Annotated in this window: 27 protein-coding genes; 12 read left to right on the top strand and 15 right to left on the bottom strand. The window is 66.8% G+C overall.

From position 1 onward, the window contains the following. Positions 1–18: 18 nt before the first annotated feature. Entirely contained in the window at positions 19–1,092 is a 1,074-nt protein-coding gene (locus AC5P67_RS08220) for a polyketide cyclase (RefSeq protein ID WP_005408538.1), read from the top strand. A 104-nt stretch (positions 1,093–1,196) separates the two neighbouring features. Next, a complete protein-coding gene (locus tag AC5P67_RS08225; RefSeq protein ID WP_005408539.1) occupies positions 1,197–1,568 on the top strand; it encodes a DUF423 domain-containing protein in 372 nt (123 codons plus the stop codon). Positions 1,569–1,962: 394 nt separating this feature from the next. Here AC5P67_RS08225 and AC5P67_RS08230 read toward each other — a convergent pair whose 3' ends face one another. From AC5P67_RS08230 to AC5P67_RS08250, 5 genes are read right to left on the bottom strand one after another with little or no spacing between them, the layout of a single operon-like run. Then, on the bottom strand, positions 1,963–2,772 hold the full coding sequence (locus tag AC5P67_RS08230) for a M15 family metallopeptidase (protein ID WP_495214523.1): 810 nt from the start codon (positions 2,770–2,772) through the stop codon (positions 1,963–1,965). A 9-nt stretch (positions 2,773–2,781) separates the two neighbouring features. Beyond that, a complete protein-coding gene (locus AC5P67_RS08235; RefSeq protein WP_024956285.1) occupies positions 2,782–3,375 on the bottom strand; it encodes a PH domain-containing protein in 594 nt (197 codons plus the stop codon). A 3-nt stretch (positions 3,376–3,378) separates the two neighbouring features. Then, positions 3,379–3,558 (bottom strand): DUF4177 domain-containing protein, encoded by a 180-nt coding sequence (locus tag AC5P67_RS08240; RefSeq protein WP_005408542.1) that lies wholly within the window; start codon positions 3,556–3,558, stop codon positions 3,379–3,381. Then, positions 3,555–3,734, bottom strand: a complete 180-nt coding sequence (locus AC5P67_RS08245) for a type II toxin-antitoxin system antitoxin (protein ID WP_005408543.1) — start codon at positions 3,732–3,734, stop codon at positions 3,555–3,557. Before AC5P67_RS08245 ends, AC5P67_RS08240 begins: the two co-directional genes overlap by 4 nt. Positions 3,735–3,779: 45 nt before the next feature. Then, complete coding sequence (locus tag AC5P67_RS08250) at positions 3,780–4,661, bottom strand: SPFH domain-containing protein (RefSeq protein ID WP_005408544.1); 882 nt, start codon at positions 4,659–4,661, stop codon at positions 3,780–3,782. Between the two features lie 137 nt (positions 4,662–4,798). Here AC5P67_RS08250 and purT point away from each other — a divergent pair, with 137 nt between their 5' ends. Then, positions 4,799–5,986 carry a formate-dependent phosphoribosylglycinamide formyltransferase gene (purT, locus tag AC5P67_RS08255; RefSeq protein WP_088436927.1) on the top strand — a complete coding sequence of 396 codons (1,188 nt, stop codon included), beginning with the start codon at positions 4,799–4,801 and terminating at the stop codon, positions 5,984–5,986. A 72-nt stretch (positions 5,987–6,058) separates the two neighbouring features. Here the strand turns inward: purT and AC5P67_RS08260 are convergent, their stop codons facing one another. Both AC5P67_RS08260 and AC5P67_RS08265 read right to left on the bottom strand, forming a co-directional pair. After that, positions 6,059–7,273 carry an endonuclease/exonuclease/phosphatase family protein gene (locus AC5P67_RS08260; protein WP_049459205.1) on the bottom strand — a complete coding sequence of 405 codons (1,215 nt, stop codon included), beginning with the start codon at positions 7,271–7,273 and terminating at the stop codon, positions 6,059–6,061. 38 nt (positions 7,274–7,311) lie between these two features. After that, on the bottom strand, positions 7,312–8,067 hold the full coding sequence (locus AC5P67_RS08265) for an arginyltransferase (RefSeq protein ID WP_005408547.1): 756 nt from the start codon (positions 8,065–8,067) through the stop codon (positions 7,312–7,314). A 156-nt stretch (positions 8,068–8,223) separates the two neighbouring features. Between AC5P67_RS08265 and AC5P67_RS08270 the strand changes: the two genes are divergently transcribed. Then, positions 8,224–8,784: an EF-hand domain-containing protein gene (locus tag AC5P67_RS08270; protein ID WP_005412620.1), complete on the top strand. Its 561-nt coding sequence runs from the start codon at positions 8,224–8,226 to the stop codon at positions 8,782–8,784. 51 nt (positions 8,785–8,835) lie between these two features. Here AC5P67_RS08270 and AC5P67_RS08275 read toward each other — a convergent pair whose 3' ends face one another. From AC5P67_RS08275 to AC5P67_RS08290, 4 genes are all read right to left on the bottom strand, one after another. Beyond that, the gene (locus AC5P67_RS08275) at positions 8,836–10,053 is read right to left on the bottom strand and encodes an RNA polymerase sigma factor (RefSeq protein ID WP_049459204.1); all 1,218 of its coding nucleotides are present in this window, start codon (positions 10,051–10,053) and stop codon (positions 8,836–8,838) included. Positions 10,054–10,196: 143 nt separating this feature from the next. Further along, on the bottom strand, positions 10,197–10,706 hold the full coding sequence (locus AC5P67_RS08280; RefSeq protein ID WP_495214530.1) for a pathogenicity-like protein: 510 nt from the start codon (positions 10,704–10,706) through the stop codon (positions 10,197–10,199). A 4-nt stretch (positions 10,707–10,710) separates the two neighbouring features. Further along, positions 10,711–11,619 carry an acyl-CoA thioesterase II gene (gene tesB / locus AC5P67_RS08285; protein ID WP_005412623.1) on the bottom strand — a complete coding sequence of 303 codons (909 nt, stop codon included), beginning with the start codon at positions 11,617–11,619 and terminating at the stop codon, positions 10,711–10,713. A gap of 140 nt (positions 11,620–11,759) precedes the next feature. Further along, positions 11,760–12,536, bottom strand: a complete 777-nt coding sequence (locus AC5P67_RS08290; protein ID WP_049459723.1) for an enoyl-CoA hydratase/isomerase family protein — start codon at positions 12,534–12,536, stop codon at positions 11,760–11,762. Positions 12,537–12,570: 34 nt separating this feature from the next. Here AC5P67_RS08290 and AC5P67_RS08295 point away from each other — a divergent pair, with 34 nt between their 5' ends. Beyond that, the gene (locus tag AC5P67_RS08295; protein WP_005408553.1) at positions 12,571–13,017 is read left to right on the top strand and encodes a copper chaperone PCu(A)C; all 447 of its coding nucleotides are present in this window, start codon (positions 12,571–12,573) and stop codon (positions 13,015–13,017) included. Positions 13,018–13,089: 72 nt separating this feature from the next. Here the strand turns inward: AC5P67_RS08295 and AC5P67_RS08300 are convergent, their stop codons facing one another. From AC5P67_RS08300 to uvrA, 3 genes are all read right to left on the bottom strand, one after another. Further along, positions 13,090–13,815: an enolase gene (locus tag AC5P67_RS08300; protein WP_076738843.1), complete on the bottom strand. Its 726-nt coding sequence runs from the start codon at positions 13,813–13,815 to the stop codon at positions 13,090–13,092. Positions 13,816–13,912: 97 nt separating this feature from the next. Then, the gene (locus tag AC5P67_RS08305) at positions 13,913–14,320 is read right to left on the bottom strand and encodes an acyl-CoA thioesterase (protein WP_033833359.1); all 408 of its coding nucleotides are present in this window, start codon (positions 14,318–14,320) and stop codon (positions 13,913–13,915) included. Further along, positions 14,320–17,313, bottom strand: coding sequence for an excinuclease ABC subunit UvrA (uvrA, locus tag AC5P67_RS08310; RefSeq protein WP_012479453.1), 2,994 nt, complete (start codon positions 17,311–17,313; stop codon positions 14,320–14,322). Before uvrA ends, AC5P67_RS08305 begins: the two co-directional genes overlap by 1 nt. 317 nt (positions 17,314–17,630) lie before the next feature. Between uvrA and rplU the strand changes: the two genes are divergently transcribed. The 3 genes from rplU (at position 17,631) to cgtA (ending at position 19,451) form a co-directional block, all read left to right on the top strand. Next, complete coding sequence (gene rplU / locus AC5P67_RS08315; RefSeq protein WP_005408557.1) at positions 17,631–17,939, top strand: 50S ribosomal protein L21; 309 nt, start codon at positions 17,631–17,633, stop codon at positions 17,937–17,939. An 18-nt stretch (positions 17,940–17,957) separates the two neighbouring features. Next, positions 17,958–18,221, top strand: a complete 264-nt coding sequence (gene rpmA, locus AC5P67_RS08320) for a 50S ribosomal protein L27 (protein ID WP_005408558.1) — start codon at positions 17,958–17,960, stop codon at positions 18,219–18,221. A 177-nt stretch (positions 18,222–18,398) separates the two neighbouring features. Next, positions 18,399–19,451, top strand: a complete 1,053-nt coding sequence (cgtA, locus tag AC5P67_RS08325; RefSeq protein ID WP_005408559.1) for an Obg family GTPase CgtA — start codon at positions 18,399–18,401, stop codon at positions 19,449–19,451. A gap of 203 nt (positions 19,452–19,654) precedes the next feature. Here the strand turns inward: cgtA and rpsT are convergent, their stop codons facing one another. Next, a complete protein-coding gene (gene rpsT, locus AC5P67_RS08330; protein ID WP_005408560.1) occupies positions 19,655–19,924 on the bottom strand; it encodes a 30S ribosomal protein S20 in 270 nt (89 codons plus the stop codon). Positions 19,925–20,041: 117 nt separating this feature from the next. Here rpsT and murJ point away from each other — a divergent pair, with 117 nt between their 5' ends. From murJ to lspA, 4 genes are all read left to right on the top strand, one after another. Further along, a complete protein-coding gene (gene murJ / locus AC5P67_RS08335; RefSeq protein ID WP_032965638.1) occupies positions 20,042–21,646 on the top strand; it encodes a murein biosynthesis integral membrane protein MurJ in 1,605 nt (534 codons plus the stop codon). Between the two features lie 75 nt (positions 21,647–21,721). Beyond that, on the top strand, positions 21,722–22,669 hold the full coding sequence (locus AC5P67_RS08340; protein ID WP_005408562.1) for a bifunctional riboflavin kinase/FAD synthetase: 948 nt from the start codon (positions 21,722–21,724) through the stop codon (positions 22,667–22,669). Then, positions 22,666–25,497, top strand: a complete 2,832-nt coding sequence (gene ileS / locus AC5P67_RS08345) for an isoleucine--tRNA ligase (protein ID WP_133050752.1) — start codon at positions 22,666–22,668, stop codon at positions 25,495–25,497. The genes AC5P67_RS08340 and ileS overlap by 4 nt, the downstream gene beginning before the upstream one ends. Further along, the gene (gene lspA / locus AC5P67_RS08350; protein ID WP_005408564.1) at positions 25,497–26,021 is read left to right on the top strand and encodes a signal peptidase II; all 525 of its coding nucleotides are present in this window, start codon (positions 25,497–25,499) and stop codon (positions 26,019–26,021) included. Before ileS ends, lspA begins: the two co-directional genes overlap by 1 nt. The last annotated feature ends 14 nt before the right edge of the window (positions 26,022–26,035 follow it).

Consider the following 26,035-nt stretch of genomic DNA (forward strand, 5'->3'; position numbering starts at 1 on the left):
GCCCCGGAGACTCTCTGAATGACCCGTATTATCGAGTTCCTGATCGCCTTGGGGATCGTGGCTGGCCTGTTCGTCATCATTGGCGTATGTCTGCCGGGCGAGCGTCACATCACCGAAAGCATCGAGACCAACCGCAAGATGACGATCGTGTACGACACGGTCAGCAGCCTGCGCCGCTTCAAGGACTGGAACCCGCTGGTACTGCGCGATCCCGCCGTTGAACTGAAGCTGTCCGGCCCGGCCTCCGGCAAGGGTGCCACCCTGGACTTCACCTCCAAGGACCTGGGCACCGGTTCCTGGAAGATCACCGACGCCGAAGAGAACAAGCGCGTTGCGATCGCCATCGAAGACGCCACCAAGGGTCACGACAAGGTCACCACCTTCACCCTGGAGCCGACCGGCAAGGGTGGCCGCAACGTGAAGATCACCCAGGATTACTCGGTGAAGTACGGCTTCGACCTGTTCGGCCGTTATGCAGGCCTGTATGTCAGCCGCCAGATCGGCGACGACATCAAGATGGGCCTGTCGCGCATGGCCAACATGCTGGCCACCGTCCCGAACGTCGACTACCGCACGCCGGAAGCCCCGCTGACCGATCTGGCCATCGTCGATGTGCCGGCTGAGGATCTGCTGGTCGTCAACGCCGGTAACGTGGACCGCGGTCAGGACACGATCACCAAGTCCATCAAGGACAACCAGGAGTGGATCAAGCGCGTGATGGAGGCCAATGGTCTTGAAGCCGCCGGTCCGTTCCGCATCATCACCACCGACTTCGGCCAGGAGAAGTACGCCTTCGACATCGCCCAGCCGGTGAAGAAGAAGGGTGCTGAAGGTGCCACCGCTGAAGCCCTGACCGTCAAGATCGACGGTGGCGCTCCGGTGAAGTACGTGCACGTGGCTCCGCACCGCTCGGCACATGCGGCCTACACCGGCCACATGGCGGGTCTGGACGTTGCCCGCAACGGCCTGCGCGCCTGGGCTGTGACCTCCGGCAACGAAGTGATCGACCGTCCGTACGAAACCTGGAAGGATGGCATCGACAAGTCGTTCACCCCGGAAGGTACCTACGACATTTACTGGGCCGTCAAGTAAGCCTCGGCTGACCCATGTAGTGTTGGACACGAAAACGCGCCGCTCATTGCGGCGCGTTTTTTTTTCATCTGGCGCCCGGAAAGGGCGCTGTGCAAGGAGCCCCCATGTTCAACCTGGAACGTCGCGCACGTAAGCCTTCCCTGCTGGCCTGCCTTGGTGCGCTGCTGGCGGCGGCCTCGATCGGCCTGTCCGCCTACGCATCGCACGGTGTGGCTGACCCGCTGGCGCAGCAGCACCTGAACATGGCGGCACTGTATGCGTTCGCGCATGGCGCGGTGCTGGTGGCGCTTGGCCCGCGTGCGCAGGGGGCGACCGCGCACCTGGCGCTGTACGTGCTGCTGCTGGGCGTGTTGCTGTTTTCCGGCAGCCTGGTGGGCGGTGCCTTGTGGCAGTGGCCGACGCGGATGGCGCCGATCGGGGGCACCAGCATGATGGCCGGGTGGGTATTGCTGGCGATCAATGCGTTGAGGCGGTGACTGAGTCGAGGTTGTTTCTTCGATCCATGCTGATGCGATCTGCACCGTCCATGGGCGTTACTTTTCTTTTCGCGCGAAAAGAAAAGTAACCAAAAGAAACGCGCCGCCGGCCGCGAGCCGGTGCTGCGCACCGGTCCCCTGCGCTCCTCGGCCCGTCGAGGGGCGGTGCGGGAACTCGCTGCGCTCAGACACCCGCACCTCTTCGCCCTCGCCGGACCTGCGGTGCTCGGCTCGCTTGAAGGCGGACCCAACAGCCGCGCGCTGATCCGTTGTAGAGGCTTCGAGCGAAGCGACCGGCTTCTGTCTTTGCCTTCTTGTTCCATCTCGTGGAGGGCGCGCGCGGAATCCGCCCGGACAGCTCCATGAATTTCGCCCTGCGGCCGCCACGAGGGGCTCAGCCGTTGGCCGGTCTCCAGCACCAGTGCCACGGTTCGTAGACGATGCCGTGCGGGTTGTCGCGCGGGTAGCTCAGATGGAAGCCGTGCCCGCCGGCATGCGCCTGCAGCCACGCGAACGCATCGGTGGCGTCGAACGACTCTTCGGCCGGGGCGTCGCCCGGTGTGCCGATGTCCAGCGCGTGGCCGCTGTGGTGTTCGCTGAAACCCGGTGCGGCATTCACCTTCAGGATCTCTGCCACGCTCAAGCCGCGCGCCAGCTTCCGTTCGAAGATGCCCAACTGGTAGGCATGGCTGCGGAAGCCGGAGATGGCATCCAGCGCAATTCCATCCTGTGCCGCGTGCAGTCGCATCCGTCGCCAGCCCTGCGCGGCGCCACGGCGCAGCCACAACGGGCGTGCAAAGCGGTCGCGACCGGCGAAGTGCAGCAGGCACGGCTCGGATTCCAGCGGCAGGCCGCTGTCGTCGGCATAGCGCTGTGCATCCAGGCCAAGCTGCTGCAGGCGCTGCTGCAACCCGGCCAGCGGCAGCCACTGATCTTCCAGTCCGGCGCCGAAGGGCCGTGCAGCCGCGGCATCCAGCAGCGCCAATGCTTCCTCGACCCCGGGTTCGCGCGGCAGGCGCGGCACCATGGCGTGCACACCCTGCGCCAGTACCACCGCCAGATAGCGGCCATCACGCTTGCGCCGCAGCACCCAACGCGCCTGTGACAGCAGGCGTGCGTCCAGGTTGCTGCGTGCGCGCAACAGGTGGGCGGGCCACAGCTCGATGGCCTCGGTATTGATCAGCAGGGGGGCGCGTCGTTGCATCGCCGCAGCTTACTGCCGTGGCGCCGACGCGGCCACCTTGCGCAGCGCATCGAGCAGCGCCTGCGGCCGGTCCACACTGAGCAGCAGCGTGCTGCCATCACTGACCGGCAGGGCGAGCACCCGCGCACGGTCGGTGACCAGGGCGAAGCCCTTGCCGCCTCCCTGCAGGCGAAAGTGGCCCGAGTAGAAGCCCGGCATTGAATAGCCATTGGTTTTGACACGGATGCCGTAGCGGCGGTCACGCTGCAGGTCGACCACCTCGGCCTGGTCCAGCCGCAACTGCGCCACCGGCACCCGCCGCCGGTACATCGTTGAACGCACGTCCAGCACATCGCCGGCCAGTTCCACCCGGCGGCGGAAGAAGGCCGTGCCCAGTCCAATGCCCAGCAGGGCAATCACCAGCAGGCTCCATGCCGCACTGCCGCCCATCCGGAACCAGGGCGGCGACAGCGTTACTTCGATCCAGGGTGCGCTCGCCGGTGCCTTGTACAGCTGCGCATACAGGCAGGCCACGAAGGCAGCCAGCAGCGGCAGCACGATCCAGAGCACGCGCAGCGGCGAGCTCTCGGCCACGTCAAAGGGTTTCGGGTCGCTGCCGCCCATGGTTCAGGCCTCCTTCTTGAACACCAGCATCGCCGGGCGCATCGGCGCCGGGATGATGATGTTGACCAGTTCCCAGCCCAGTTGGCCCTGGCGGCTGAGTTCGGCCTGCACGTCCTCGGGCTTGAGTACACCCATCATGGACGTCTTGACCTCGATGGTCTGGTAGCTCCAGCGCTTGCTCATTCCTTGTCCTCCGGCGATGGCGTGGGTTTCGGCAGGCGTCCTGCCTTGCGCAGGGCGTCGCGCAGTACGTATTCGATCTGCGCGTTGAGGCTGCGCAGCTCGTCGTCAGCCCAGCGCTGTGCCGCGGCCAGGACCTCGGCATTGATGCGCAGCGGATAGGCTTTCTTCTCACTCATGAAAACTCCTGGCGGGGCGGTGGGGCACCCCGTTGCGAGGATGGCTCAGTAAAGCGAACCGGCGTTGACGATCGGTTGGGTGCCGCGGTCCGAGCACAGCACGGTCAGCAGGTTGCTGACCATGTGCGCCTTGCGTTCCTCGTCCAGTTCAACCACGCCGTTCTTCTGCAGTTCGGCCAGGGCCATTTCGACCATGCCGACTGCACCGGCCACGATGCGCGTGCGAGCGGCGATCACCGCGTTGGCCTGCTGACGCTGCAGCATGGCCTGGGCAATTTCAGCGGCGTAGGCCAGGTGGCTGATGCGTGCGTCGATCACCTGCACGCCGGCGTCGGCCAGACGCTCGGCCAGCTCGTTCTTCAGGTGCTGGGAGATCTCGCTGGCGTGGCTGCGCAGGGCCAGCTGGCCATCCTCGTGCTGGTCGTAGGGATAGCTGGTGGCCATCGCGCGCAGCGCGGATTCGGACTGGATGTGCACGAAGCTCTCGTAGTCGTCCACGTTGTAGACCGCTTCGGAGGCGTCGACCACCTGCCAGACGATCACTGCGGCGATCTCGATGGGGCTGCCGTCCAGCTCGTTGACCTTCAGCTTGCCGCTCTCGAAGTTGCGCACGCGCTGGCTGACCCGGCGCTTGGCATAGAAGGGGTTGTTCCAGCGCAGGCCGTTGTCCTTGACCGTGCCCACGTACTTGCCGAACAGGCTCAGCACGGCCGCCTGGTTGGGCTGGATGGTGTACAGGCCTGCCAGGATGAACACGCCCAGCGCCACCAGCAGGGCGCCCAGCAGCATCAGCAACAGATTGGGCGAGCCGGCACTGGCCTTGGCTGCCACTCCCAGTACGAACAGGGCGGCGCCAGCGAGGGCGACGAGCAGGGCGCCGGCCAGCGTGCCGAGGCCGTTGAGGGAAGACAGCGACTTCTCTTTCATGGCGGTACGTCCTTGAGGGTTCGGAATTAAGATATCAAAGTGATATCACTTGTCGACTACCGTTCGTCGGATGCCGTGGCCGGGGCGGTCGGCCAGCTAGAATGCCCACCCGCCTTCACATCGCTGCTGGAACCGCCATGGCCAAGCTTGGAACTCCGTTGTCCCCCTCCGCCACCCGCGTGCTGCTGCTGGGCTCGGGCGAACTCGGCAAGGAGGTGGCCATCGAGCTGCAGCGGCTGGGCGTGGAGGTGATCGCCGCCGATCGCTATGCCGATGCGCCGGCCATGCAGGTCGCGCACCGTTCGCACGTGATCGACATGCTCGACGCGATGGCCCTGCGTGCGCTGATCGCCCAGGAGCAGCCGCACCTGGTGGTGCCGGAGATCGAGGCCATCCACACCGAAACCCTGGTCCAGCTGGAACAGGAACAGGGCCTGCGGGTGATCCCGACCGCGCGCGCTGCGCGCCTGACCATGGACCGCGAAGGCATCCGCCGCCTCGCCGCCGAGACCCTGGGCCTGCCGACCTCGCCGTACCGCTTCGTCGATACCGAGGCCGAATACCGTGCTGCCGTGGCCGCCATCGGCCTGCCGTGCGTGGTCAAGCCGGTGATGTCGTCCTCGGGCAAGGGCCAGAGCACCCTGCGCAGCGAGGCGGACATCGCCCCGGCGTGGGAGTACGCGCAGACCGGTGGCCGTGCCGGTGCCGGCCGCTGCATCGTTGAAGGCTTCATCGATTTCGATTACGAGATCACCCTGCTGACCGTGCGCCATGCCGGTGGCACCTCGTTCTGCGCGCCGATCGGCCATCTGCAGAAGGATGGTGATTACCGCGAAAGCTGGCAGCCGCAGCCGATGTCGAGCGCGGCACTGGCGCGTGCCGAAGAGATTTCGCGCGCGATCACCGACGACCTTGGCGGCTGGGGCCTGTTCGGCGTCGAGCTGTTCGTGAAGGGTGATGAGGTGTGGTTCAGCGAAGTGTCGCCGCGCCCGCACGACACCGGCCTGGTGACGCTGGTATCGCAGGAACTGAGCGAGTTCGCGCTGCATGCGCGCGCCATCCTTGGCCTGCCGATTCCGGTGATCCGCCAGAGCGGCCCGTCGGCATCGTGCGCATTGCTGGCACACGGCGAGGGCGTGCCGTACTTCAACAACGTCGCCGCCGCACTGCAGGTGCCGGACACCGCCGTGCGCCTGTTCGGCAAGCCGAGCGTGCATGGCCACCGCCGCGTGGGCGTGACCCTGGCGCGCGCGGCAACCATCGACGAAGCACGCGCCACCGCGCGTGATGCCGCCGAAGTCATCGGCGTCGAACTGCGCCCGTAAAAAAGGAGCGACGACCAACGGTCGTCGCCTACCGAAACCCGGTGGGTACCGACCGTTGGTCGGTACGCTGCTCTACCGCACGTCCACCCACACCAGATGATGGTCGCTGCCGTCGGCGATCTTCGCTTCCGGGCTTTCATTGGCCGGCCAGAAGATCCCGCTGCCGACGTATTCGAAACCGGTCGAGGGCAGTACGTAGTCCAGGCGCATGGTGCCCGACTTCGGGCCGAAATCGCCGGTGGCGTGGAACGGTGCGCCCTTGCGCTCGATGCCCTTGGCCGCATAGGCCAGGCTGGTCTGCTCGCCGCCGACGCTGCGCGGGGTGGGGTAGCGCAGCACGCGGGCGTTCTCGATCAGCTCGACGATCGCCTCATGGCGGCCGTCGCCGTCGACCGGGTCGTTGTTGAGGTCGCCGAGGATCACGAAGCGCGCGTCCTGCGCCAGGCCGCCGCACTGGCCCTTGTCGTCGCACAGCCACGGCTTGTCACCCTTGGACAGGTATTCCTGCCACAGGCGCAGTTCGTCGTGATTGCGCGCCGCGTTGCGCTTCTCCGGACCGTCGAACACCGGCGGGGTCGGGTGCGAGACCAGCGCATGCACCACGCCGGCCGGGGTCTTCACCGGCACGTCCCAATGCGACTTCGACGACAGGCGCAGCTGCGACCACACGTGGTCGTTGTAGAAGCTCTGGCCGGTACGCGGATCGACCGGGCGGATCGCACCGGGCATCGCGCTCCACTTCAGCAGCTGGAAGCTGCGCACCTTGGCTTCATCGATCGGGTAGCGCGACAGTACCAGCATGCCGTACTGGCCCGGGTGCAGGCCGTAGCCCCACGCGTCATTGCCGCGGCTGCGGCCTTCGCCACCGACCACGCCGTTGTTGTCCAGGTCCAGCCCGCTGGGCACGCCGGTGTTGACCGGTGCCAGGTAGCGGTAGGCGAAGTGCAGCGGCTTGCCGCCGCCAGGCTGGGCCACTTCCAGGTAGCGCTGCTGGAACAGGTCGGCGGCGCGATGGGCGTCGTCGAAGTCGAACTCGTTCAGCAGCACCAGGTCCGGGCGCACCTGCTGCAGCACCGCGGCGATCTTGCGCGCGTGCTCGCTGTCGCCTTCCAGCTCCTTGATCAGGCCGCCGGCGTCATCGGAGTACAGCGAGGTGTTGTAGGTGGCCAGGCGCAGCGCTGCGGACGGCTTTTCGGTCATCGCGGGGGACGTGGCGAAGGCAGGGGCGGTGGCGCCGCAGAGCAGGGCCAGGGCGAGGATCAGGGGATGGCGGCGGGTCATGTTCATGGGCCGTATTGTGCACCCGGCCCGGTGTCAGCGGTTTGTCAGCGCCCGTCCAGATCGTTGTCGAAATCGTGCCAGCGGCGGCCATCGTAGGCTTCCAGCGGATGGAAGCGACGCTTGTAGTCCATCTTCTGGTGGCCGCGGATCCAGTAGCCCAGATACACGTGCGGCAGGCCCTCGCGGCGCGCCCACTCGATCTGCTGCAGGATCGCGAAGGTGCCCAGCCCGCGCGCGGCGTGGTCCGGGTCGAAGAAGGTGTAGACCGCCGACAGGCCGTGCTCGGTGACGTCGGTCACCGCCACCCCCAGCAGCTGGCTGGGCTGGCCGTCGTGGCCGGGCAGGCGCATTTCCATGAAGCGGGTGTGCGACCAGCTGCCTATCAGGAACTGCTCGAACTCGTGCGGTCCATGGTCGTCCATGCCGCCGTTGGCGTGGCGGTGGGTGAGGTAGCGGTGATACAGCGCGAACAGGTCGTCGCGGGCGGTGGCGGCGGTGATCCGCACCTCCAGGTCGGCATTGCGGGCGGCGCAGCGGCGCTGGCTGCGGTCCGGAGCGAAGCGGGCCACCGGGATGCGCACCGCCACGCAGGCCTGGCAGTGGGCGCAATGCGGCCGGTAGACCAGGTCGCCGCTGCGGCGGAAGCCCCAGCTCAGTGCCAGCGGATAGAGCGCACCGAGGCGGCGGTCGTTCGGGTCCAGCACCAGGTCGCGTGCCACCCGGTCCGACCAGTACCCGCAGGGGTGCTCGCCGGTCTGGAAAAGTCGCAGTTCGTCGTCTCTGTCGCCATGTATCGCCATGGGCACAGCATAGCCCCAGGTTGTCGCAGTGGCGGCGACTGTCCGGCGGATGAATGGAATCGGCAGTAGCGTCAACCGACGTCGCGCCCGGGCGTTGTTGTCCCCCGAGGGTGAAGTGATCACCCCGACGCTGTTCCCATCCCCAGGAGTGACCTCATGATCCGTACCCCCCTGCTGCTGGCCCTGCTGCTCGGCACCTCCGCTTCCGGTATCGCGCTGGCCGCCGACACCCCGACCACGCCCGCGCCGCGCCCGGCCAGGCTGGACACCAACGGCGACGGCGTCATCGACCGCAGCGAGGCCGCCGCCAACCCGCGCCTGGCCGCGAAGTTCGACGAGCTGGACAAGAACAAGGACGGCAAGCTCTCGCGCGATGAGCTGCCGCGCTGGCAGCATGGGCGACGTGGCCACGGCGGTGAGCGCTGGGCCAAGCTGGACGTCAACAAGGACGGCCGCATCAGCCGCGAGGAAGCCAAGGCCGATCCGCGCCTGGCCGCGCGCTTCGACCAGCTTGATCTGAACAAGGACGGCTACCTGGACAAGGCCGACCGCGAGCTGCGCATGAAGCAGCATCGTGATGCCTGGTTCGCTGCCGCCGACACCAACAAGGACGGCCAGCTGAGCAAGGCCGAGTTCGACGCCGCCAAGGGCCCGATGCACGGTGGCCCGCGCCATGGCGGTCCGCGTGATGGCGCTGCGCCGAAGCCGCAGCGCTGAGGTTCAATGCAGTGAATGACGACAACGCCGGCAGACTGCCGGCGTTGTCCGTTATACGTTTCCGTTGCGCATCAGCGCATATACCACCAGGCCGATCACGAATACGTTCGCCCCGATGATGCCGGTGCGCCCGTACACGGATTCGTATTTCCAGTTGGTTCCGCTGCGGCCGCGCCGCGCTGAATCGCGCGCGATCATGGGTGCCATCACGCGCTGCAGCGGCACCAGGCACTGGTAGTTCACCGTACCCAGGCCGATGACGAGAATCGCAAGTTGCAGCCAGATCGGCACCTGCAGCATCTGCGAGATCAGCAGGCTGGTGCAGACGACCATCGCGGTGAACGTATTGAGGTGCACGAAGCGTCGCACTGCTGTTCGTTCCTGCTGGGTGTCTGCGAAGCGCAGCAGGAAGCGGCCACCCAGATAGCTGCCGATGATGCCGCCGACGACGCCACCGGCAACGGTGGCCCAGTCGCTGGCGGGAATCAGGTGCAGCTGGCTGGCGGCGGCCGTCAGTGAACCCATGGCAGCCCCGCCTGCGGCACTGACGCCGCCCAGGCCCAGCTTGCTGCCGCCCACGCCGACACCGGTGCCGAGCAGGATCGCTGCGCTGGCCGTGCCGGGCGCGGCCACCAGTACCATCGAAGCCACCGCCGTGGCGAATGCGGCGCTCGGCGCGCTGCTGCGCGCGAACTCACCGAAGCGCTGCAGCAGGCCGTCGCGCACCAGGGCACGTGCACGTGACAGGCGCTTGCGCACGGCCGCATCGCTGAGCCCGAGCAGATCGGCGACCTGTTGCGAGCGCTGCCCTTCGCGGTAGTACAGCAACAGCACTTCGCGGCTGTCGGCGGGCAGGGTGGAGATGATGTCCTCGGCGGCGATCTCTTCTTCCACCCGCTGCAGGCGGTCAGCCGCGCCCGGCGACGGGTCGGCGGCCATGCCCATCGCTACCTCGGCCGCCTCGCCGGTCAGCGGCCGCCCACGCTGGGCGCGCAGCCAGTCGCGGGCCAGGTTGCGGGTGATCTGCCGCAGCCAGGGCAGGAAGCTGGTCGCGCTGCGCAGCTGGTGCAGCTGCTGCCAGCCCTTCACGAAGGCTTCCTGGGCGATGTCCTCGCTGGCCTGGCGGTCGCGGGTGATGGCCAGAGCGATGGCGGTGACCGTGTTCTGGCAGGCCAGCACGATGCGGCCATAGGCGTGCTGGCAACCGCTGGCGGCGGCCGGCAGTTCGCGTTCCAGGGTCTGGTCGATCGATGCGGCGAACGTCGTCATGGCGGCGGCTCTCCTGCGGGGATTGTGTCCCATGACGGAGCCGCGCGCCCAATGTGACCGACTTTCTGTGCGGTAGTGCCGGCCGCTGGCCGGCATCCTCATGACAAAAAAGGGGACGGAGGGCGGCCGGCACTACCCGTGCGTCATTTCGACGGCTGGATGCGGACCCGCACTTCTTCCTCTTCCGGCGCGGCCTGCGGGGCCGGTTGCGCTTGCTGCGGCTGCACCTGCGGGTCAGGGGCCGGTACGGCCGGTGCCGGGGCACCACGATGGCGCAGGCCGATCACCAACGCCACGCCGGCGATCACCACCAGCAGGGCGATGCGGATGCGCCAGGCCCAGCTGCGGCCGCCGCTGCCCGGTTCCGGCGCGTCGCGGAAGGCGAACTCGGCGGTCGGGTGGTCGCGACGGGTGGTGTCGAGCAGGCGCGCCTCGCGCAGGATTTCACGCGCGCGCGGCTGGTCGTCGGCGCGTACGATCCACACCGCTGGATAGGCGTTGGCGTTGCCCAGGTCGGTATAGCTGAACTGACCGCGGCGGCGGGTCTTGTACGAGCGCCCGTTGGTCACCTTGACGTCGATGCCATGCTCGCGCAGGAGCTCGGCCACGCCTTCGACAGTTTCCACGCGCTGGCTGCTGAAGATCTGGCGCATGGGGTTACTCCTTGGCTGGCACGGCAGCGGCCGCGGCCTGGTCGGGAACGACGCGGATCAGGCCTTCCTGCGCGGTGCTGGCCACCAGCACGCCATTGCGGGTGAAGAACTGGCCGCGGGCCAGGCCGCGCGAATCCTGCGCGCTGGGGCTGTCCAGCGAATACAGCAGCCAGTCGTCGGCGCGGAACGGGCGGTGGAACCAGATCGCGTGGTCGAGCGAGGCCATCTGCACGTGCGGGTGGTAGTAGCTGATACCGTGCGGGAAGGTCGCCGTGCCCAGCAGGTGGAAGTCGGAGGCGTAGGCCAGCAGCGCCTGGTGCAGCTCCGGCGCATCGCCCACCGGTTCGCTCAGGCGCAGCCACACCTGGTGGTAGGGCGGGCGCTTGGGTGGGTTCAGTTCGTCGCGCGGGTACACGTGGCGGAACTCGAACGGGCCACCGCGCGACAGCCAGCGCTGCACCTTGATCGGCAGGCGTTCGAGCACTTCCGCCGGCAGCGGACGATTCGGCTCGATGTCTTCCGGCTGTGGCACTTCGGGCATCTTGTGCTGGTGCTCGGCGCCGGTCTCGGCCTGCTGGAACGAGGCCGCGCAGAAGAAGATCACCTTGCCGTGCTGGATCGCGGTGACCCGGCGCACCGAGAAGCTGCCGCCATCGCGGGTGCGGTCCACGTCGTAGACGATCGGGTGGTCGATGTTGCCAGCGCGCAGGAAATAGGCGTGCAGCGAGTGCACGTGGCGGCCATTGTCGACCGTGGCCTGCGCTGCGGCCAGCGCCTGGCCCAGTACCTGCCCGCCGAACACGTACTTGGTGCCGATGTCGCGGCTCTGCCCGCGGAACAGGTTGTCCTCCAGCCGCTCCAGCGTGAGCAGGTCGATCAGCTCGGAGACGACGGGTTCGGGCGTGTCGTTCAAGGGGGGCGGCCACAGCAGTGAAGAGGCCCCGATTATACCGGTGCAGGCTGGCCCATCATCGGTAGTGCCGGGCGCTGGCCGGCAACCACAGGCGTCCCGGAAGGATTGCCTGGTTGCCGGCCAGCGGCCGGCACTACCGTTTACTTGCCCAGCCGGGCCACCAGTGCCTGCAGCGCGTTCTGCGCATCCGGGGCGAACCAGGCCTCGACAAAGCGGTCCAGCTGGATCAGGTCCGGGTGCAGCGCCTCATGCAGGTCGGCACGGGCAATCGCACGGGTCAGCAGCATCGGCTGGCGCGGCTGCTTGAGCAGGTTCTGCAGCCAGGCCACGGCACGTGCCACCACCAAGTCACCTTCAGCCAGTTCGTCGACCAGGCCGATCTGCAGCGCCTGTTCGGCCGGCACCAGCGAGCCGGTGGTCAGCAGGACGCCGGCGCGGTGCACGCCCACCGCACGGCGCAGCAGGCGCTGGATGCCCTCCGGTGCGATCAGGCCGACCTGCACTTCGTTCAGGCCGATGGCATACGGCCGCGATGGATCGGCGCTGCGCGCCATCACCCGGTAGTCGCAGCACAGGGCCAGCACGCAGCCGCCCGCCGGGGCGTGGCCGGTGATCGCCGCGACCACTGGAATGCGGCTCTCGGCCAGCGTGCGCACGGCGCCAAAGAAGGCGTTCCAGGTGTCCAACAACTTGTGCTTGTCATCGCCATGCGAGAGCAGGTGCGGCACGTCCATGCCGCCGGTGAAGACGCGCTCGCTGCCCGACAGCACGATGCCATGCGCGTCTTCGGCCATGGCCAGCTCGATGGCATGGATCAACTGCCGGCACAGTTCGGTGTCCAGTGCGTTGACCGGCGGCCGTGCCAGGCGCAGTTCGCGGATGGGGCCATGGTTGATCACCTCGATGAGCGTCGTCATGCTGCGGTCTCGTTGCGAAGAAGGAACCTGGGCGATGATAACCAAACCATTCGTTGGCGTACTGTGGGTCCTGTGTGCGACCGCAGCATCGGCCTCGGCCGCCGAACCGGCGTGCGTCACGGTGGAGCAGGGCTGGGCGCGGTTGCCTCCGAATCCGGCAATGCCGATGACCGCCGGCTACGGCGTCATCCACAATCGCTGCAGCAAGGCGGTGGCGATCACCGGCGCGACCAGCAGCAGCTTCGGTGATGTGTCGCTGCACGAGACCACGATTGTCGACGGGGTCAGCCGGATGCGCGCGATCGAGCGCCTGCCGCTGGCAGCCGGCGCGCGTGCCGAGCTCAAGCCCGGCGGCCTGCACCTGATGCTGATGCAGGGCAAGGGCGCGCTGAAGGAAGGGCAGGTGCTGCCGCTGCGGCTGCAGCTGGAAGGGGGGGGGGAAGCGAGCGCGACGCTGACCGTGCGCAAGGCTGCGAAATGACGGTCGGGTAGTGCCGGCCGCTGGCCGGCAGCACGGGCAATGCCGGCCAGCGGCCGGCACTACCAAACAGGCTTACGACCAGTCGTAAGAGAACAGCACCGTGCGGCTGACCGGCTCGTACAGCATCACGATCGCGTCGGCACCGGTGGCGCACCAGTTGTAGCCGGCTACGTCGGCCACGGCGAAGAATTTGTTGCCATCGCGGGTGATGATCACCGTTTCGGCATCGTCCGCAGCATTGGGGTCATCGGCCGCCTCGGTGAAGCCCAGTTCGAAGGCTGCGGGAATCTCCGCGGTCTCGGTCCAGTTGCCGAAACCAATGGGGCCACCCAGCGTATCCAGATAATCGCGCTCGCTGGCCTCACCCTTGCCGTAGCGCGAGTAGCAGGCGAGACGGCCGTGCGTGGCATGGTAGTCGCGGGCCTTGGCGTAGCTCTCGCGCATCTGCGCGATGTGTTCCTGTGCGTCCTTGTCCTGTACCGCATCGCCGATGAAATAGCCCTCGTTGCCGAGGAAGCGCATCTGGTTGCCGGCGGTCAGTTCGAAGGCGATCCAGTTGGTGCCGGTGAAATCGTTGTGGTGTTCTTCGGTGGTCTCGCCGATGCAGCCGTCGTACGGCTCGATCGGGCACAGCATCGTTGCCACCTGGCCAGCCAGTTCCGGGCGCAGCACGCCCAGGTCGATCTTCAGCAGCGGCAGCAGGTGCTGGCCGAGCCAGGCCTGGTCGGCGGGAAAGACGTCGGTGGGGAAGGGGACCATGCCGGGCAGCAGGTCGCGCAGTTCGGTCTTGTGGATCATGTCAGTCCTTTGATCAGTGTCGGTCGTGCCGGCCGCTGGCCGGCAACCTCATTGCAGCCAATGCGTGCCGACCAAGGTCGGCACCCACCAGGGCGCGTCAGGTAGAGGCGCTGCGGATCGCCTCCGGCAGCGGTGCGCTCTTGCCGGTCTGGGTATCCATCCAGACCACCACCACGTTGCCATCGGAATACAGCTTCGAATCGTCCTGCTGATCGACGATGCGGTGGCCGATGGTCACGCTGCTGTTGCCCAGGCGCTCGACGAACAGTTCGACCACGATGTCGTTGGGCCACACGATCGGCAGCCGGTAATTGACGTTGGTCGCGGCCACCACCGGTGCGATGCGGTCGGTCATCGATACGCCGTCCACGCCCAGCATCCAGCGCACGCGCGCTTCCTCCAGGTAGGAAATGTACTTGGCGTTGTTGACGTGGCCCATGCTGTCCATGTCACGCCAGCGTACGCTGATCGGGATGCGGGCCAGGATCTTGTGTTCGCTGCTCATCAGGCGTCCTTCTTCTTGGTCGTGCTCTTGCTGGCCTTGCCGGTGCTCTTGGCAGCCACCGCCTTCTTCGCCACCTTGGCCGGCTTCTCAGGCTTCACCTTGCGCGGCGGGCGGGCATCGGGCTTGTTGGCCACGGCGGCTGGCTGTTCCGGGCGCGCGCTGGTGGACGGCAGCATGCGGGCCAGGAACTGGCCGGTGTACGACTGCGGGCAGGCCGCCACGTCTTCTGGCGTGCCGGTGACCAGGATGGTGCCACCGCGATGCCCGCCTTCCGGGCCCAGATCGACGATCCAGTCGGCGGTCTTGATCACGTCCAGGTTGTGCTCGATCACCACCACCGTGTTGCCCTCGTCGCGCAGCTTGTGCAGCACGCCCAGCAGCGCTTCGATGTCGTGGAAGTGCAGGCCGGTGGTCGGTTCGTCGAGGATGTACAGGGTGCGGCCGGTATCGCGGCGCGACAGTTCCTTGGACAGCTTCACGCGCTGCGCTTCACCACCAGACAGCGTGGTCGCGCTCTGGCCCAGCTTGATGTAGCTCAGGCCGACGTCGACCAGCGTTTCCAGCTTGCGCGCGATTGACGGCACCGGCTCGAACAGCTTCAGCGCATCCTCGACGGTCATTTCCAGCACGTCGTTGATGTTGAAACCCTTGTACAGGATCTCCAGCGTTTCGCGGTTGTAGCGCTTGCCATGGCAGACGTCGCAGGGCACGTACACGTCCGGCAGGAAGTGCATCTCGACCTTGATCAGGCCGTCGCCCTGGCAGGCTTCGCAGCGGCCGCCGCGCACGTTGAAGCTGAAGCGGCCCGGCGAATAGCCGCGCGCACGCGCCTCAGGCACCTGTGCGAACAGTTCGCGCAGTGGAGTGAACAGGCCGGTGTAAGTGGCCGGGTTGGAACGCGGGGTGCGGCCGATCGGCGACTGGTCGATGTCCACCACCTTGTCGAACAGGTCCAGGCCATCGATCTCCTTGTACGGGGCGATCGGGTGCGAGGAACCGTTGATCTCGTTGGCGGCCAGCGAGAACAGGGTGTCGTTGATCAGGGTCGACTTGCCCGAGCCGGACACGCCGGTCACGCAGGTCAGCAGGCCCGACGGAATCGCCAGGTCCACGCCCTTCAGGTTGTTGCCGCTGGCCCCGCGCAGGTGCAGGGTCATCTTCGGGTTCGGTTTGTGCCGGCGCGCCGGAATCTCGATCGCGCGCTTGCCGGACAGGTACTGGCCGGTCAGCGAGCGCGGGGCTTCCAGGATGTCCTGCAGGGTGCCCTGGCCGACGATCTCGCCGCCATGAACGCCCGCGCCCGGGCCGATGTCCAGCACATAGTCGGCCAGACGGATCGCATCCTCGTCATGCTCCACCACGATCACCGTGTTGCCCAGGTCGCGCAGGCGGGTGAGGGTGCCGAGCAGGCGTTCGTTGTCGCGCTGGTGCAGGCCGATGGACGGCTCGTCGAGCACGTACATCACGCCGACCAGGCCGGCGCCGATCTGGCTGGCCAGGCGGATGCGCTGTGCCTCACCACCGGACAGGGTGTCGGCCTTGCGCTCCAGGGTCAGGTAATCCAGGCCCACATCGACCAGGAAGCCGAGGCGTTCGCCGATTTCCTTGACGATCTTCGCGGCGATTTCGCCACGCCAGCCCGGCAGGCTCAGTTCGCTGAAGAACTTCAGCGCCTCGTCGATCGGCAGCACCACCAGGTCCGGCAGCGGGCGGTCGGCCACGAACACGTTGCGAGCCGCCTTGTTCAGGCGCGCGCCGTGGCATTCCGGGCACGGCTGCTCGCTGATGTACTTGGACAGTTCTTCGCGCACCGCCGGCGACTCGGTTTCCTTGTAGCGGCGTTCGAGGTTGGGAATGATGCCCTCGAAGCGGTGCTTGCGCTGGGTGCGGCCACCGGCTTCGGTGAAGTAGGTGAAGGTGATCGCTTCGTCGCCGCTGCCGTACAGCACGGCCTGCTGCACCTTGGCCGGCAGCGAGTTCCACGCCGCGTCGACGTCGAACCGGTAGTGCTTGGCCAGCGAAGCGATCAGCTGGAAGTAGTAGGCATTGCGGCGGTCCCAGCCGCGCACCGCACCGGCGGCCAGCGACAGTTCGGGATGCACCACCACGCGCGAGGGGTCGAAGAACTCGGCCATGCCCAGGCCATCGCAGCCGGGGCAGGCGCCCATCGGTGCGTTGAACGAGAACAGGCGCGGTTCCAGCTCCGGCAGCGAGTAATCGCAGACCGGGCAGGAATACTTGGAGGAGAACAGCGTCGGCGCGGTTCCGGTGTTGTCCAGGCTCTGCACCGAGGCCATGCCGTCGCCCAGCTTCAGCGCGGTCTCGAAGCTCTCGGCCAGGCGCTGCTTGATGTCCTCGCGCGGGCGGAAGCGGTCGATCACCGCCTCGATGGTGTGCTTCTGGCGCAGTGCCAGCGGCGGCACCGCGTCGATTTCATGCAGCTCGCCGTCCACGCGCACACGGACGAAGCCCTGCGCACGCAGCTGGTCGAACACCTGCGCATGCTCGCCCTTGCGGTCGCGGATGACCGGCGCCAGCAGCATGTAGCGCTGCTCCGGGTCCAGCGTCAGCACCTGGTCGACCATCTGGCTGACCGTCTGCGCTTCCAGCGGATAGCCGTGGTCCGGGCAGCGCGGGGTGCCGACGCGGGCGTACAGCAGGCGCAGGTAGTCGTAGATCTCGGTGATCGTGCCGACGGTCGAACGCGGGTTGTGCGAGGTCGACTTCTGCTCGATCGAGATGGCCGGGGACAGGCCTTCGATGTGGTCCAGGTCCGGCTTTTCCATCACGCTCAGGAACTGGCGCGCATAGGCCGACAACGACTCGACATAGCGGCGCTGGCCTTCTGCATAGATGGTGTCGAACGCCAGCGAGGACTTGCCCGAGCCGGACAGGCCGGTGATCACGATCAGCTTGTCGCGGGGCAGGTCGAGGTCGAGGTTCTTCAGGTTGTGCGTCCGCGCGCCGCGGATGCGGATGAAATCCATCGCCATGGGGGATCCGGTTGTGGGGGCGTTGGCTGGGTGCCGGGCCAGCAGGGAACGGCAATCGGTCAGCCTACCGAGGTGACCAGATGGGGGCAATGGGCGACAATGCCAGCCCGGTGTCTCACCTTGTGAGACAGGCCGTCAGCCAGGGGTCAGATCCCTTTTCACGGCGTGAAAATGCTTCTGACCCCTTTCCGGTGCCGTCTCCTTCGACGTTCAGGGGTTGACTTGACCCGCCCCCGCTGATCTGCGTACAATTCCGCTCCTGTCCGCCCTCGATGGCGGCAGCTCAGACCACAATAACTACAGAGGAAGGCCTGGTCATGTACGCAGTACTGGTCACCGGCGGTAAGCAATACCGCGTGGCGCAGGGCGAAAAGCTCCGCATTGAAAAGCTCGAAGTCGAAGTCGGCAGCGAGATCAAGTTTGACAACATCCTGATGCTGGGTGACAGCGACGGCGTGAAGCTGGGCGATGCGCTGAAGGGCGCTGCCGTCACCGCCAAGGTCTTGTCCCAGGGTCGTGCTGACAAGGTCCGGATCATCAAGTTCCGTCGCCGCAAGCACCACATGAAGCGTCAGGGTCACCGTCAGTACTACACCGAAATCGAGATCACCGGCATCGCCGGCTAAGCATCAGGAGAAGCAGTCATGGCACATAAAAAGGGCGTAGGCTCCTCGCGCAACGGTCGCGACTCCAACCCGAAGTACCTGGGCGTCAAGATCTTCGGCGGCCAGGCCATCGAAGCCGGCAACATCATCGTGCGTCAGCGCGGCACCCAGTTCCACCCGGGCACCGGCGTTGGCCTGGGCCGTGACCACACCCTGTTCGCCCTCGTGGACGGCAAGGTGGAGTTCTCGGTCAAGGGCGCCAAGAAGCGTCGCACCGTCAGCATCGTCTCGGCCGACGCCTGATCCAGGCATCGCCGGCGCCCGTGCCTCGGCATGGGGGTGCTGCATGAAGAGCCCCGCTTCGGCGGGGCTTTTCGTTAGAGTTGAAGCAAGACCGGCCAGGCCGGGCTGCCGGCCATCGGCAGGCATAACATTCAAGGTGACGGCCGGCAGGCCGCGCCCATCGCAGGCATCGAAACAATGAAACTGGTAGACGAAGCAGAAATCGAAGTGTTCGCCGGCAACGGCGGCAACGGCTGCATTGGCTTCCGTCGCGAGAAGTTCATTCCGCTCGGCGGCCCGGACGGCGGCGACGGCGGTGCGGGCGGCAGCGTGTACATCCGCGCCGACGAAAACCTGAATACCCTGGTCGACTTCCGCCATGACCGCATCTTCAAGGCGCAGCGTGGCGAGAACGGCATGGGCCGCCAGGCCTACGGCAAGGGCGGCGAAGACCTGACCATCACCGTGCCGGTCGGCACCGTGGTGATCAACGTTGCCACCGATGAAGTCATCGGCGACCTGACCCAGCACGGCGACCGCCTGCTGGTGGCCAAGGGTGGCCGCGGTGGCCTGGGCAACATGCACTTCAAGAGCTCGACCAACCGCTCGCCGCGCCAGGCGCTGCCGGGCGAGCCGGGTGAGGAGCGCACGCTGAAGCTGGAGCTGAAGCTGCTGGCCGACGTCGGCCTGCTGGGCTTCCCCAACGCCGGCAAGAGCACCCTGATCCGTGCCGTTTCGGCGGCGACGCCGAAGGTGGCCGATTACCCGTTCACCACGCTGTACCCGAACCTGGGTGTGGTGAAGGTGGAAAACTACCGCAGCTTCGTGATTGCCGACATCCCGGGCCTGATCGAAGGCGCGGCCGACGGTGCCGGCCTGGGTGCGCAGTTCCTGCGCCACCTGCAGCGCACCCGCCTGCTGCTGCACCTGGTGGACATCTCGCCGATGGAGGGTGGGGTGGAAGGCATTTCTCCGGTCGAGCAGGTGCGCGCCATCGAGCGCGAGCTGGAAAAGCACGATCCGGAACTGCTGCAGAAGCCGCGCTGGCTGGTGCTGAACAAGGCTGACCTGATGTTCGAGGACGAAGCGAAGGCTGCGGCCGAGCAGATCGTCGCTGAGCTGGGCTGGAAGGAGCCGTGGTTCCTGGTCTCCGCGCTGGGCCGCGAAGGCACCTTCCCGATCATGAGCCGGATCATGGCCTTCTTCGATCGCCAGAAGGAAGAAGAGCAGGAAGCCCGTAACGCGCAGTAGAGTCGACTGTCAGTCGACTGACGTTGGCAAAAACCCGGCTTCGGCCGGGTTTTTCATTTTCCGGTAGTGCCGGCCGCTGGCCGGCATTCCTCGGGGTTGCCGGCCAGCGGCCGGCACTACCGGATCGCTGGCAACAAAAAACCCGGCCGGGGCCGGGTTCTTGTCTGCTGCCCGGCCCCGGAGGGCAGGGCGGCAACGCCGGATCAGGCGGCCTTGAGGGCCTTGATGCGGTCGTTCAGGCGGCTCTTGTGGCGAGCAGCCTTGTTCTTGTGGATCAGGCCACGCGCGCTGAAGCGATCCAGGATCGGCTGGGCAACGGCGAAGGCGGCTTCGGCGCCGGCGGCATCGTTGGCGTCCAGCGCCTTGATCACTTTCTTGACAGCGGTGCGCAGCATCGAGCGCTGAGCCACGTTGCGCGCGTTGCGCACGACGGTCTGCTTGGCGCGCTTCTTGGCGGACTTGATATTGGCCACGGTGGTGGTTTCCTGAAAAAATCGGTGTTATGGGAACAGCAAGCTAGCTAGTATGATGGCGTAAGAAATGCACGTCAAGTCGATTGTCAAGAGGGACGCTGAGTGAGTTCACCCAAGTTGTTGCGGGGCCTGCTGTCGTTCAGCAGCATGACCATGGTCTCGCGCGTTCTCGGACTTGTCCGGGACTTCGTGGTGACCACCACGTTCGGCACCAACGCCATCACTGATGCTTTCTGGGTCGCCTTCAGGGTACCCAATTTCCTGCGACGTTTGTTCGCCGAAGGCTCTTTCGCCACCGCTTTCGTGCCCGTGTTCACGGAAGTGAAGGAGACCCGCAGCCACGCCGAGCTGCGTGAACTGATGGCCCGCACCGCCGGCACCCTGGGCGGGGTGCTGATGCTGGTCACTGCGCTGGCGCTGATCTTCGCGCCGCAGCTGGCCTCGGTCTTCTCCAGTGGCGTTGATACCGATCCGGTCAAGCAGGGCCTGCTGGTCGACCTGTTCCGCCTGACCTTCCCGTTCCTGTTGTTCGTGTCGCTGACCGCCCTGGCCGGCGGCGCGCTGAACAGCTTCCAGCGCTTCGCCATGCCGGCGCTGACCCCGGTCATCCTCAACCTGTGCATGATCGCCGGTGCACTGTGGCTGGCCCCGCGGCTGGGCGGCACCCCGGAGAAACAGATCCTGGCGCTGGGCTGGGCGGTACTGGCTGCCGGCATCCTGCAGCTGCTGTTCCAGCTGCCCTCGCTGAAGGGCATCAACCTGCTGACCCTGCCGCGCTGGGGCTGGAGCCATCCGGGCGTGCGCAAGGTGATGACGCTGATGGTGCCGACCCTGTTCGGCTCCTCGGTGGCGCAGATCAACCTGCTGCTGGACACCGTCATCGCGGCCAAGCTGACCGATGGCTCGCAGTCCTGGCTGTCGCTGGCCGACCGCTTCCTGGAGCTGCCGCTGGGCGTGTTCGGCGTGGCGCTGGGCACGGTGATCCTGCCGGCGCTGGCCCGTCACCACGTCAGCACCGACCGCGAGGGCTTCTCGCGTTCGCTGGACTGGGGCCTGCGGATGACCCTGCTGATCTCGGTGCCGGCCATGCTGGGCCTGCTGCTGCTGGCCGAACCGCTGATCGCGACCATCTTCCAGCACGGCCAGTTCAGTGCCTTCGATACCCGCATGACCGCGCTGTCGGTGTACGGCCTGAGTTTCGGCCTGCCGGCGTTCGCCCTGCTGAAGGTGGTGTTGCCGGCGTTCTACGCACGTCAGGACACCAAGACCCCGGTGCGCGCGGGTGTGGCCGCGCTGGTGGCCAACATGGTGTTCAACTTCGCCCTGCTGGCGGTGCTGTACCAGGTCATGGTGCCGGACGAGCTGAAGGCGCAGGGCGTGATGGCGGCCATCGGCAAGCAGCCGGGCCTGCATCTGGCACTGGGCATTGCCAGCGCGCTGTCCAGTTACCTGAACCTGGGCCTGCTGTGGTACTGGCTGGGCAAGACCGACGTCTACCAGCGCCGGCCGGGCTGGGGCGGCTATCTGCTGCGACTGCTGCTGGCCTGTGCGGCCATGGTTGGTGTGCTGCTGGCCCTGCTGCACTGGCTGCCGGGCTTCTCGGCGATGAGCGTGTGGGAGCGGATCGGCAGCCTGTCGCTGCTGGTCGGCGGTGGCGGTGCCACCTACGCGGTAGCCATGCTGGCGATGGGCTTCCGCCCGCGCGATCTGCGTGGGCATTGATCGCGGCTTGTGGCGGCTATACTTCAGGGTTACACCATTGAAGCGGCGGCCCCGGTCGGGCCGGAACGAGAGTTGATGAGCAGGCTGTTCAGAAGCGTCGAGGGCGGGGACCTGTTCCCCAACGGAAGCGTGGTCTGTATCGGTGCATTCGACGGCCTCCACCTGGGCCATCGTGCGCTGGTCCGCCACGCGGTTGCCCGCGCGCGCGCCTTGGGCGTGGCCGCCGTGGCCGTGGCGTTCGAGCCGCTGCCGCGTGAGTTCTTCGCCCAGGGCACACCGCCGCCGCGGCTGACCCTGGCGCGCAGCAAGGTCGAGATCCTGCGCGAGCTCGGTGTCGATGCGGTCGGCCTGCTGCGATTCGACGCGGCGATGGCGGCGATGCCGGCCGAGACCTTCGTGCGCCAGTTGCTGGTCAAGCGCCTGAGTGCGCGTGAGGTCTGGATCGGCCCGGAGTTCTGCTTCGGCAACCGCCGCCGTGGCGACCTGGCTCTGCTGCAGAAAATGGGTGCCGAACTGGGTTTCACTGCGGGCGAAATTGAAGCGGTCGACCTGCATGGCGAACGCATTTCCAGCACCCGCATCCGCCAGCTGCTGCAGCAGGGCGACTTCGCCCGTGCCAACGATCTGCTGGGTCGTCCGTACGCGATCAGCGGCCGGGTGGTGCGCGGGCGCCAGCTCGGCCGTACGCTGGGCTTCCCCACCGCCAACCTGCGGTTCCCGAAGACCCCGGCACTGTCGGGCATCTACGCGACCTGGGTGCATGGCGTGTTCGACCAGCCGTGGCCGTCGGTGTCCAGCTTCGGCACCCGCCCGACGGTGGAGGGCGTGGAGCCGCTGCTGGAAGCCCACCTGTTCGATTTCCAGGGCGACCTGTACGGGCGCCACATCGATGTGGAGTTCGTCGCCAAGCTGCGCGACGAAGAGAAATTCAATGATCTGGCGGCGCTGACCGACCAGATGCACCGCGACGCCGAACAGGCGCGCGCCATCCTTTCCGAACATAGATTGCGAGCCACTGCGTGAGCCAGGACTACAAGACCACCCTGAACCTGCCAGCCACCGAATTCCCGATGCGCGGCGACCTGCCCAAGCGCGAGCCGGGCATTCTGGCGCGGTGGGAAGCGCAGGGGCTCTACCAGCAGCTGCGCGACAACGCCGCCGGCCGCCCGCTGTTCGTGCTGCACGATGGCCCGCCGTACGCCAACGGCCGCATCCACCTGGGCCACGCGGTCAACAAGATCCTGAAGGACATCATCGTCAAGTCGCGCTACCTGGCCGGCTTCGATGCGCCCTACGTGCCGGGCTGGGACTGCCATGGCCTGCCGATCGAGATCGCGGTGGAAAAGAAGTGGGGCAAGGTCGGCACCAAGCTCGACGCCGTTGAATTCCGCCAGAAGTGCCGCGAGTTCGCCGAAGAGCAGATCAACATCCAGCGCGTGGACTTCAAGCGCCTGGGCGTGACCGGTGACTGGGACAACCCGTACAAGACCCTGAGCTTCGACTTCGAAGCCAACGAGATCCGTGCGCTGTCCAAGGTCGTGGCCAACGGCCACCTGGTGCGTGGCGCCAAGCCGGTGTACTGGTGCTTCGACTGTGGCTCGGCGCTGGCCGAGGCCGAGATCGAGTACCAGGAAAAGGAATCGCCGGCGATCGACGTGGCCTACGCCGCACGCGATGCGCAGGCCATCGGCCAGGCGTTCGGCGTGAGCGTGCCGGCCGACGTGGAAGTGGCCGTACCGATCTGGACCACCACCCCGTGGACGCTGCCGGCCTCGCTGGCGGTGTCGCTGGGCGCGGAGATCACCTACGTGCTGGCCGAAGGCCCGGCGCACAACGGCAAGCGCCGTTGGCTGGTGCTGGCTGCGGCGCTGGCCGAGCGCGCGCTGCAGCGCTATGGCGTCGAAAACGTGGTGCTGCACGGTGAAACCACCGGTGCGGCGCTGGAAAACCAGCTGCTGGCGCATCCGTTCTACCCGGAACGCGAGATCCTGGTGCTCAACGGCGACCATGTGTCCGACGAGGACGGTACCGGTGCGGTGCACACCGCCCCCGGCCACGGCCAGGAAGACTTCGTGGTCAGCCAGAAGTACGGCCTGCTGGACAAGTACAACGCCGGCCAGATCACCCCGATCGACGGCCGTGGCGTATACCTGGAATCGACCCCGCCGGCCGGTGACGTGGTGCTGGCTGGCCAACATCTATGGCAGGCGCAGGAGGCCATCGTCGGCGTGCTGCGTGACAACGGTGCGCTGCTGGCCTTCCATCCGATCCGCCACAGCTACCCGCACTGCTGGCGTCACAAGAAGCCGGTGGTGTTCCGCGCCACCCCGCAGTGGTTCATCTCGATGGACAAGGCCAACCTGCGCAACGATGCGCTGGCCGCCATCGACACCGTCGGCTGGTTCCCGAGCTGGGGCAAGGCGCGCATCCAGAGCATGGTCGACGGTCGCCCGGACTGGACGATCTCGCGCCAGCGCACCTGGGGCGTGCCGATCGCACTGTTCACCCATCGCCAGACCGGCGCGATCCACCCGCGCTCGGTGGAGCTGATGCAGCAGGTCGCCGACCGTGTCGAAGCCGAGGGCATCGACGTGTGGTACTCGCTGGATGCCGCCGAACTGCTGGGCGCCGAAGCGGCCGACTACGAGAAGGTCACCGACATCCTCGACGTCTGGTTCGATTCGGGCGTGACCCATGAGGGCGTGCTTGCCGCGCGTGGCTTCGGCAAGCCGGCCGACCTGTACCTGGAAGGTTCCGACCAGCATCGCGGCTGGTTCCAGTCCTCGCTGCTGACCGGCGTGGCGATCGACAAGCGCGCGCCGTACAAGCAGTGCCTGACCCACGGCTTCACCGTGGACGAGCAGGGCCGCAAGATGTCCAAGTCGCTGGGCAACGGCATTGAGCCGCAGGACATCATGAACAAGCTGGGCGCGGACATCCTGCGCCTGTGGATCGCCTCGGCCGACTACAGCAACGAGATGTCGCTGTCGCAGGAGATCCTGAAGCGCAACGCCGACGCCTACCGCCGCCTGCGCAACACCGCACGCTTCCTGCTCGGCAACCTGGACGGTTTCGATCCGGCCCAGCACCTGCAGCCGCTCGACCAGATGGTCGCGCTGGACCGCTGGATCGTGCACCGTGCGTGGGAGCTGCAGGAGAAGATCAAGGCGGCCTACGACGGCTACAACATGGCCGAGATCGTGCAGCTGCTGCTGAACTTCTGCAGCGTGGACCTGGGCTCGCTGTACCTGGACGTGACCAAGGACCGCCTGTACACGATGCCGACCGATTCGCACGGTCGCCGTTCGGCACAGAGCGCGATGTACCACATCGCCGAAGCGTTCACCCGCTGGGTTGCGCCGATCCTGACCTTCACCGCCGACGAGCTGTGGGGCTACCTGCCGGGCGAGCATGCCGGCCATGTGCTGTTCACCACCTGGTACGACGGCCTGGCGCCGCTGCCGGCCGATGCCCAGCTCAACGCCACCGACTTCGATCAGTTGCTGGCTGTGCGCGAGCAGGTGGCCAAGGTGCTCGAGCCGATGCGTGCCAACGGCGCCATCGGTGCCGCGCTGGAAGCGGAGATCACCATTGCCGCCAACGAGGAGCAGGCCGCGAAGTGGCAGCCGCTGGCCGATGAACTGCGCTTCCTGTTCATCAGTGGCGACGTGCAGGTGCGCCCGGCGACCACCGACGAGGTGTTCGTCAGCGCCCAGCCGACCACCAAGGCCAAGTGCGTGCGCTGCTGGCACCACCGCGCCGACGTCGGCAGCAACGCCGACCATCCGGAACTGTGCGGCCGTTGCGTGAGCAACGTGACCGGCGCCGGCGAAGTGCGGAGCTGGTTCTGATGGCCGCGCCCCGTCCGCATCCGAACGCCCTGGTCTGGCTGCTGCTGTCGGCCGCCATCATCGGCCTGGACCAGTGGTCCAAGGCCTGGGTGCTGTCGAGCCTGCCGGAGTTCCAGCCGGTGGTGGTCATCGACGGCTTCTGGAACTGGTACCGCACCTACAACACCGGCGCCGCGTTCAGTTTCCTGAGCGACGCCGGTGGCTGGCAGAAGTACTTCTTCACCGCGCTGGCGATCGCCATCAGCGGCCTGATGGCGTGGTGGCTGCGCGGCACCGCGCGCGGCAACTGGAAGGCCGCGGTGCCGTATGCGCTCATCATCGGCGGCGCCATCGGCAACGTGATCGACCGCCAGGTGCACGGCCACGTGGTCGACTTCATCCAGTGGTACGTGGGCAGCTACACCTGGCCCTCGTTCAACATCGCCGACTCGGCCATCGTGGTGGGTGCCATCGGCATCGCCCTGTTTGGCCTGTTCGACGGCAAGTCCGCCAAAAAGGCGGATAATGCCAATCCGAAACCGTAAGCCGGCCGCTGCCG

The organism is Stenotrophomonas sp. YJH_SMC_21 (assembly GCF_059369555.1).

What these genes read in the sequence shown, in the direction of transcription:
- AC5P67_RS08220 (WP_005408538.1), top strand. Translation starts at nt 19, where the DNA reads ATGACCCGTATTATCGAGTTCCTGATCGCCTTGGGGATCGTGGCTGGC.
- AC5P67_RS08225 (WP_005408539.1), top strand. Translation starts at nt 1,197, where the DNA reads ATGTTCAACCTGGAACGTCGCGCACGTAAGCCTTCCCTGCTGGCCTGC.
- AC5P67_RS08230 (WP_495214523.1), bottom strand. Translation starts at nt 2,772, where the DNA reads ATGCAACGACGCGCCCCCCTGCTGATCAATACCGAGGCCATCGAGCTG.
- AC5P67_RS08235 (WP_024956285.1), bottom strand. Translation starts at nt 3,375, where the DNA reads ATGGGCGGCAGCGACCCGAAACCCTTTGACGTGGCCGAGAGCTCGCCG.
- AC5P67_RS08240 (WP_005408542.1), bottom strand. Translation starts at nt 3,558, where the DNA reads ATGAGCAAGCGCTGGAGCTACCAGACCATCGAGGTCAAGACGTCCATG.
- AC5P67_RS08245 (WP_005408543.1), bottom strand. Translation starts at nt 3,734, where the DNA reads ATGAGTGAGAAGAAAGCCTATCCGCTGCGCATCAATGCCGAGGTCCTG.
- AC5P67_RS08250 (WP_005408544.1), bottom strand. Translation starts at nt 4,661, where the DNA reads ATGAAAGAGAAGTCGCTGTCTTCCCTCAACGGCCTCGGCACGCTGGCC.
- purT (WP_088436927.1), top strand. Translation starts at nt 4,799, where the DNA reads ATGGCCAAGCTTGGAACTCCGTTGTCCCCCTCCGCCACCCGCGTGCTG.
- AC5P67_RS08260 (WP_049459205.1), bottom strand. Translation starts at nt 7,273, where the DNA reads ATGAACATGACCCGCCGCCATCCCCTGATCCTCGCCCTGGCCCTGCTC.
- AC5P67_RS08265 (WP_005408547.1), bottom strand. Translation starts at nt 8,067, where the DNA reads ATGGCGATACATGGCGACAGAGACGACGAACTGCGACTTTTCCAGACC.
- AC5P67_RS08270 (WP_005412620.1), top strand. Translation starts at nt 8,224, where the DNA reads ATGATCCGTACCCCCCTGCTGCTGGCCCTGCTGCTCGGCACCTCCGCT.
- AC5P67_RS08275 (WP_049459204.1), bottom strand. Translation starts at nt 10,053, where the DNA reads ATGACGACGTTCGCCGCATCGATCGACCAGACCCTGGAACGCGAACTG.
- AC5P67_RS08280 (WP_495214530.1), bottom strand. Translation starts at nt 10,706, where the DNA reads ATGCGCCAGATCTTCAGCAGCCAGCGCGTGGAAACTGTCGAAGGCGTG.
- AC5P67_RS08290 (WP_049459723.1), bottom strand. Translation starts at nt 12,536, where the DNA reads ATGACGACGCTCATCGAGGTGATCAACCATGGCCCCATCCGCGAACTG.
- AC5P67_RS08295 (WP_005408553.1), top strand. Translation starts at nt 12,571, where the DNA reads ATGATAACCAAACCATTCGTTGGCGTACTGTGGGTCCTGTGTGCGACC.
- AC5P67_RS08300 (WP_076738843.1), bottom strand. Translation starts at nt 13,815, where the DNA reads ATGATCCACAAGACCGAACTGCGCGACCTGCTGCCCGGCATGGTCCCC.
- AC5P67_RS08305 (WP_033833359.1), bottom strand. Translation starts at nt 14,320, where the DNA reads ATGAGCAGCGAACACAAGATCCTGGCCCGCATCCCGATCAGCGTACGC.
- uvrA (WP_012479453.1), bottom strand. Translation starts at nt 17,313, where the DNA reads ATGGCGATGGATTTCATCCGCATCCGCGGCGCGCGGACGCACAACCTG.
- rplU (WP_005408557.1), top strand. Translation starts at nt 17,631, where the DNA reads ATGTACGCAGTACTGGTCACCGGCGGTAAGCAATACCGCGTGGCGCAG.
- rpmA (WP_005408558.1), top strand. Translation starts at nt 17,958, where the DNA reads ATGGCACATAAAAAGGGCGTAGGCTCCTCGCGCAACGGTCGCGACTCC.
- cgtA (WP_005408559.1), top strand. Translation starts at nt 18,399, where the DNA reads ATGAAACTGGTAGACGAAGCAGAAATCGAAGTGTTCGCCGGCAACGGC.
- AC5P67_RS08340 (WP_005408562.1), top strand. Translation starts at nt 21,722, where the DNA reads ATGAGCAGGCTGTTCAGAAGCGTCGAGGGCGGGGACCTGTTCCCCAAC.
- lspA (WP_005408564.1), top strand. Translation starts at nt 25,497, where the DNA reads ATGGCCGCGCCCCGTCCGCATCCGAACGCCCTGGTCTGGCTGCTGCTG.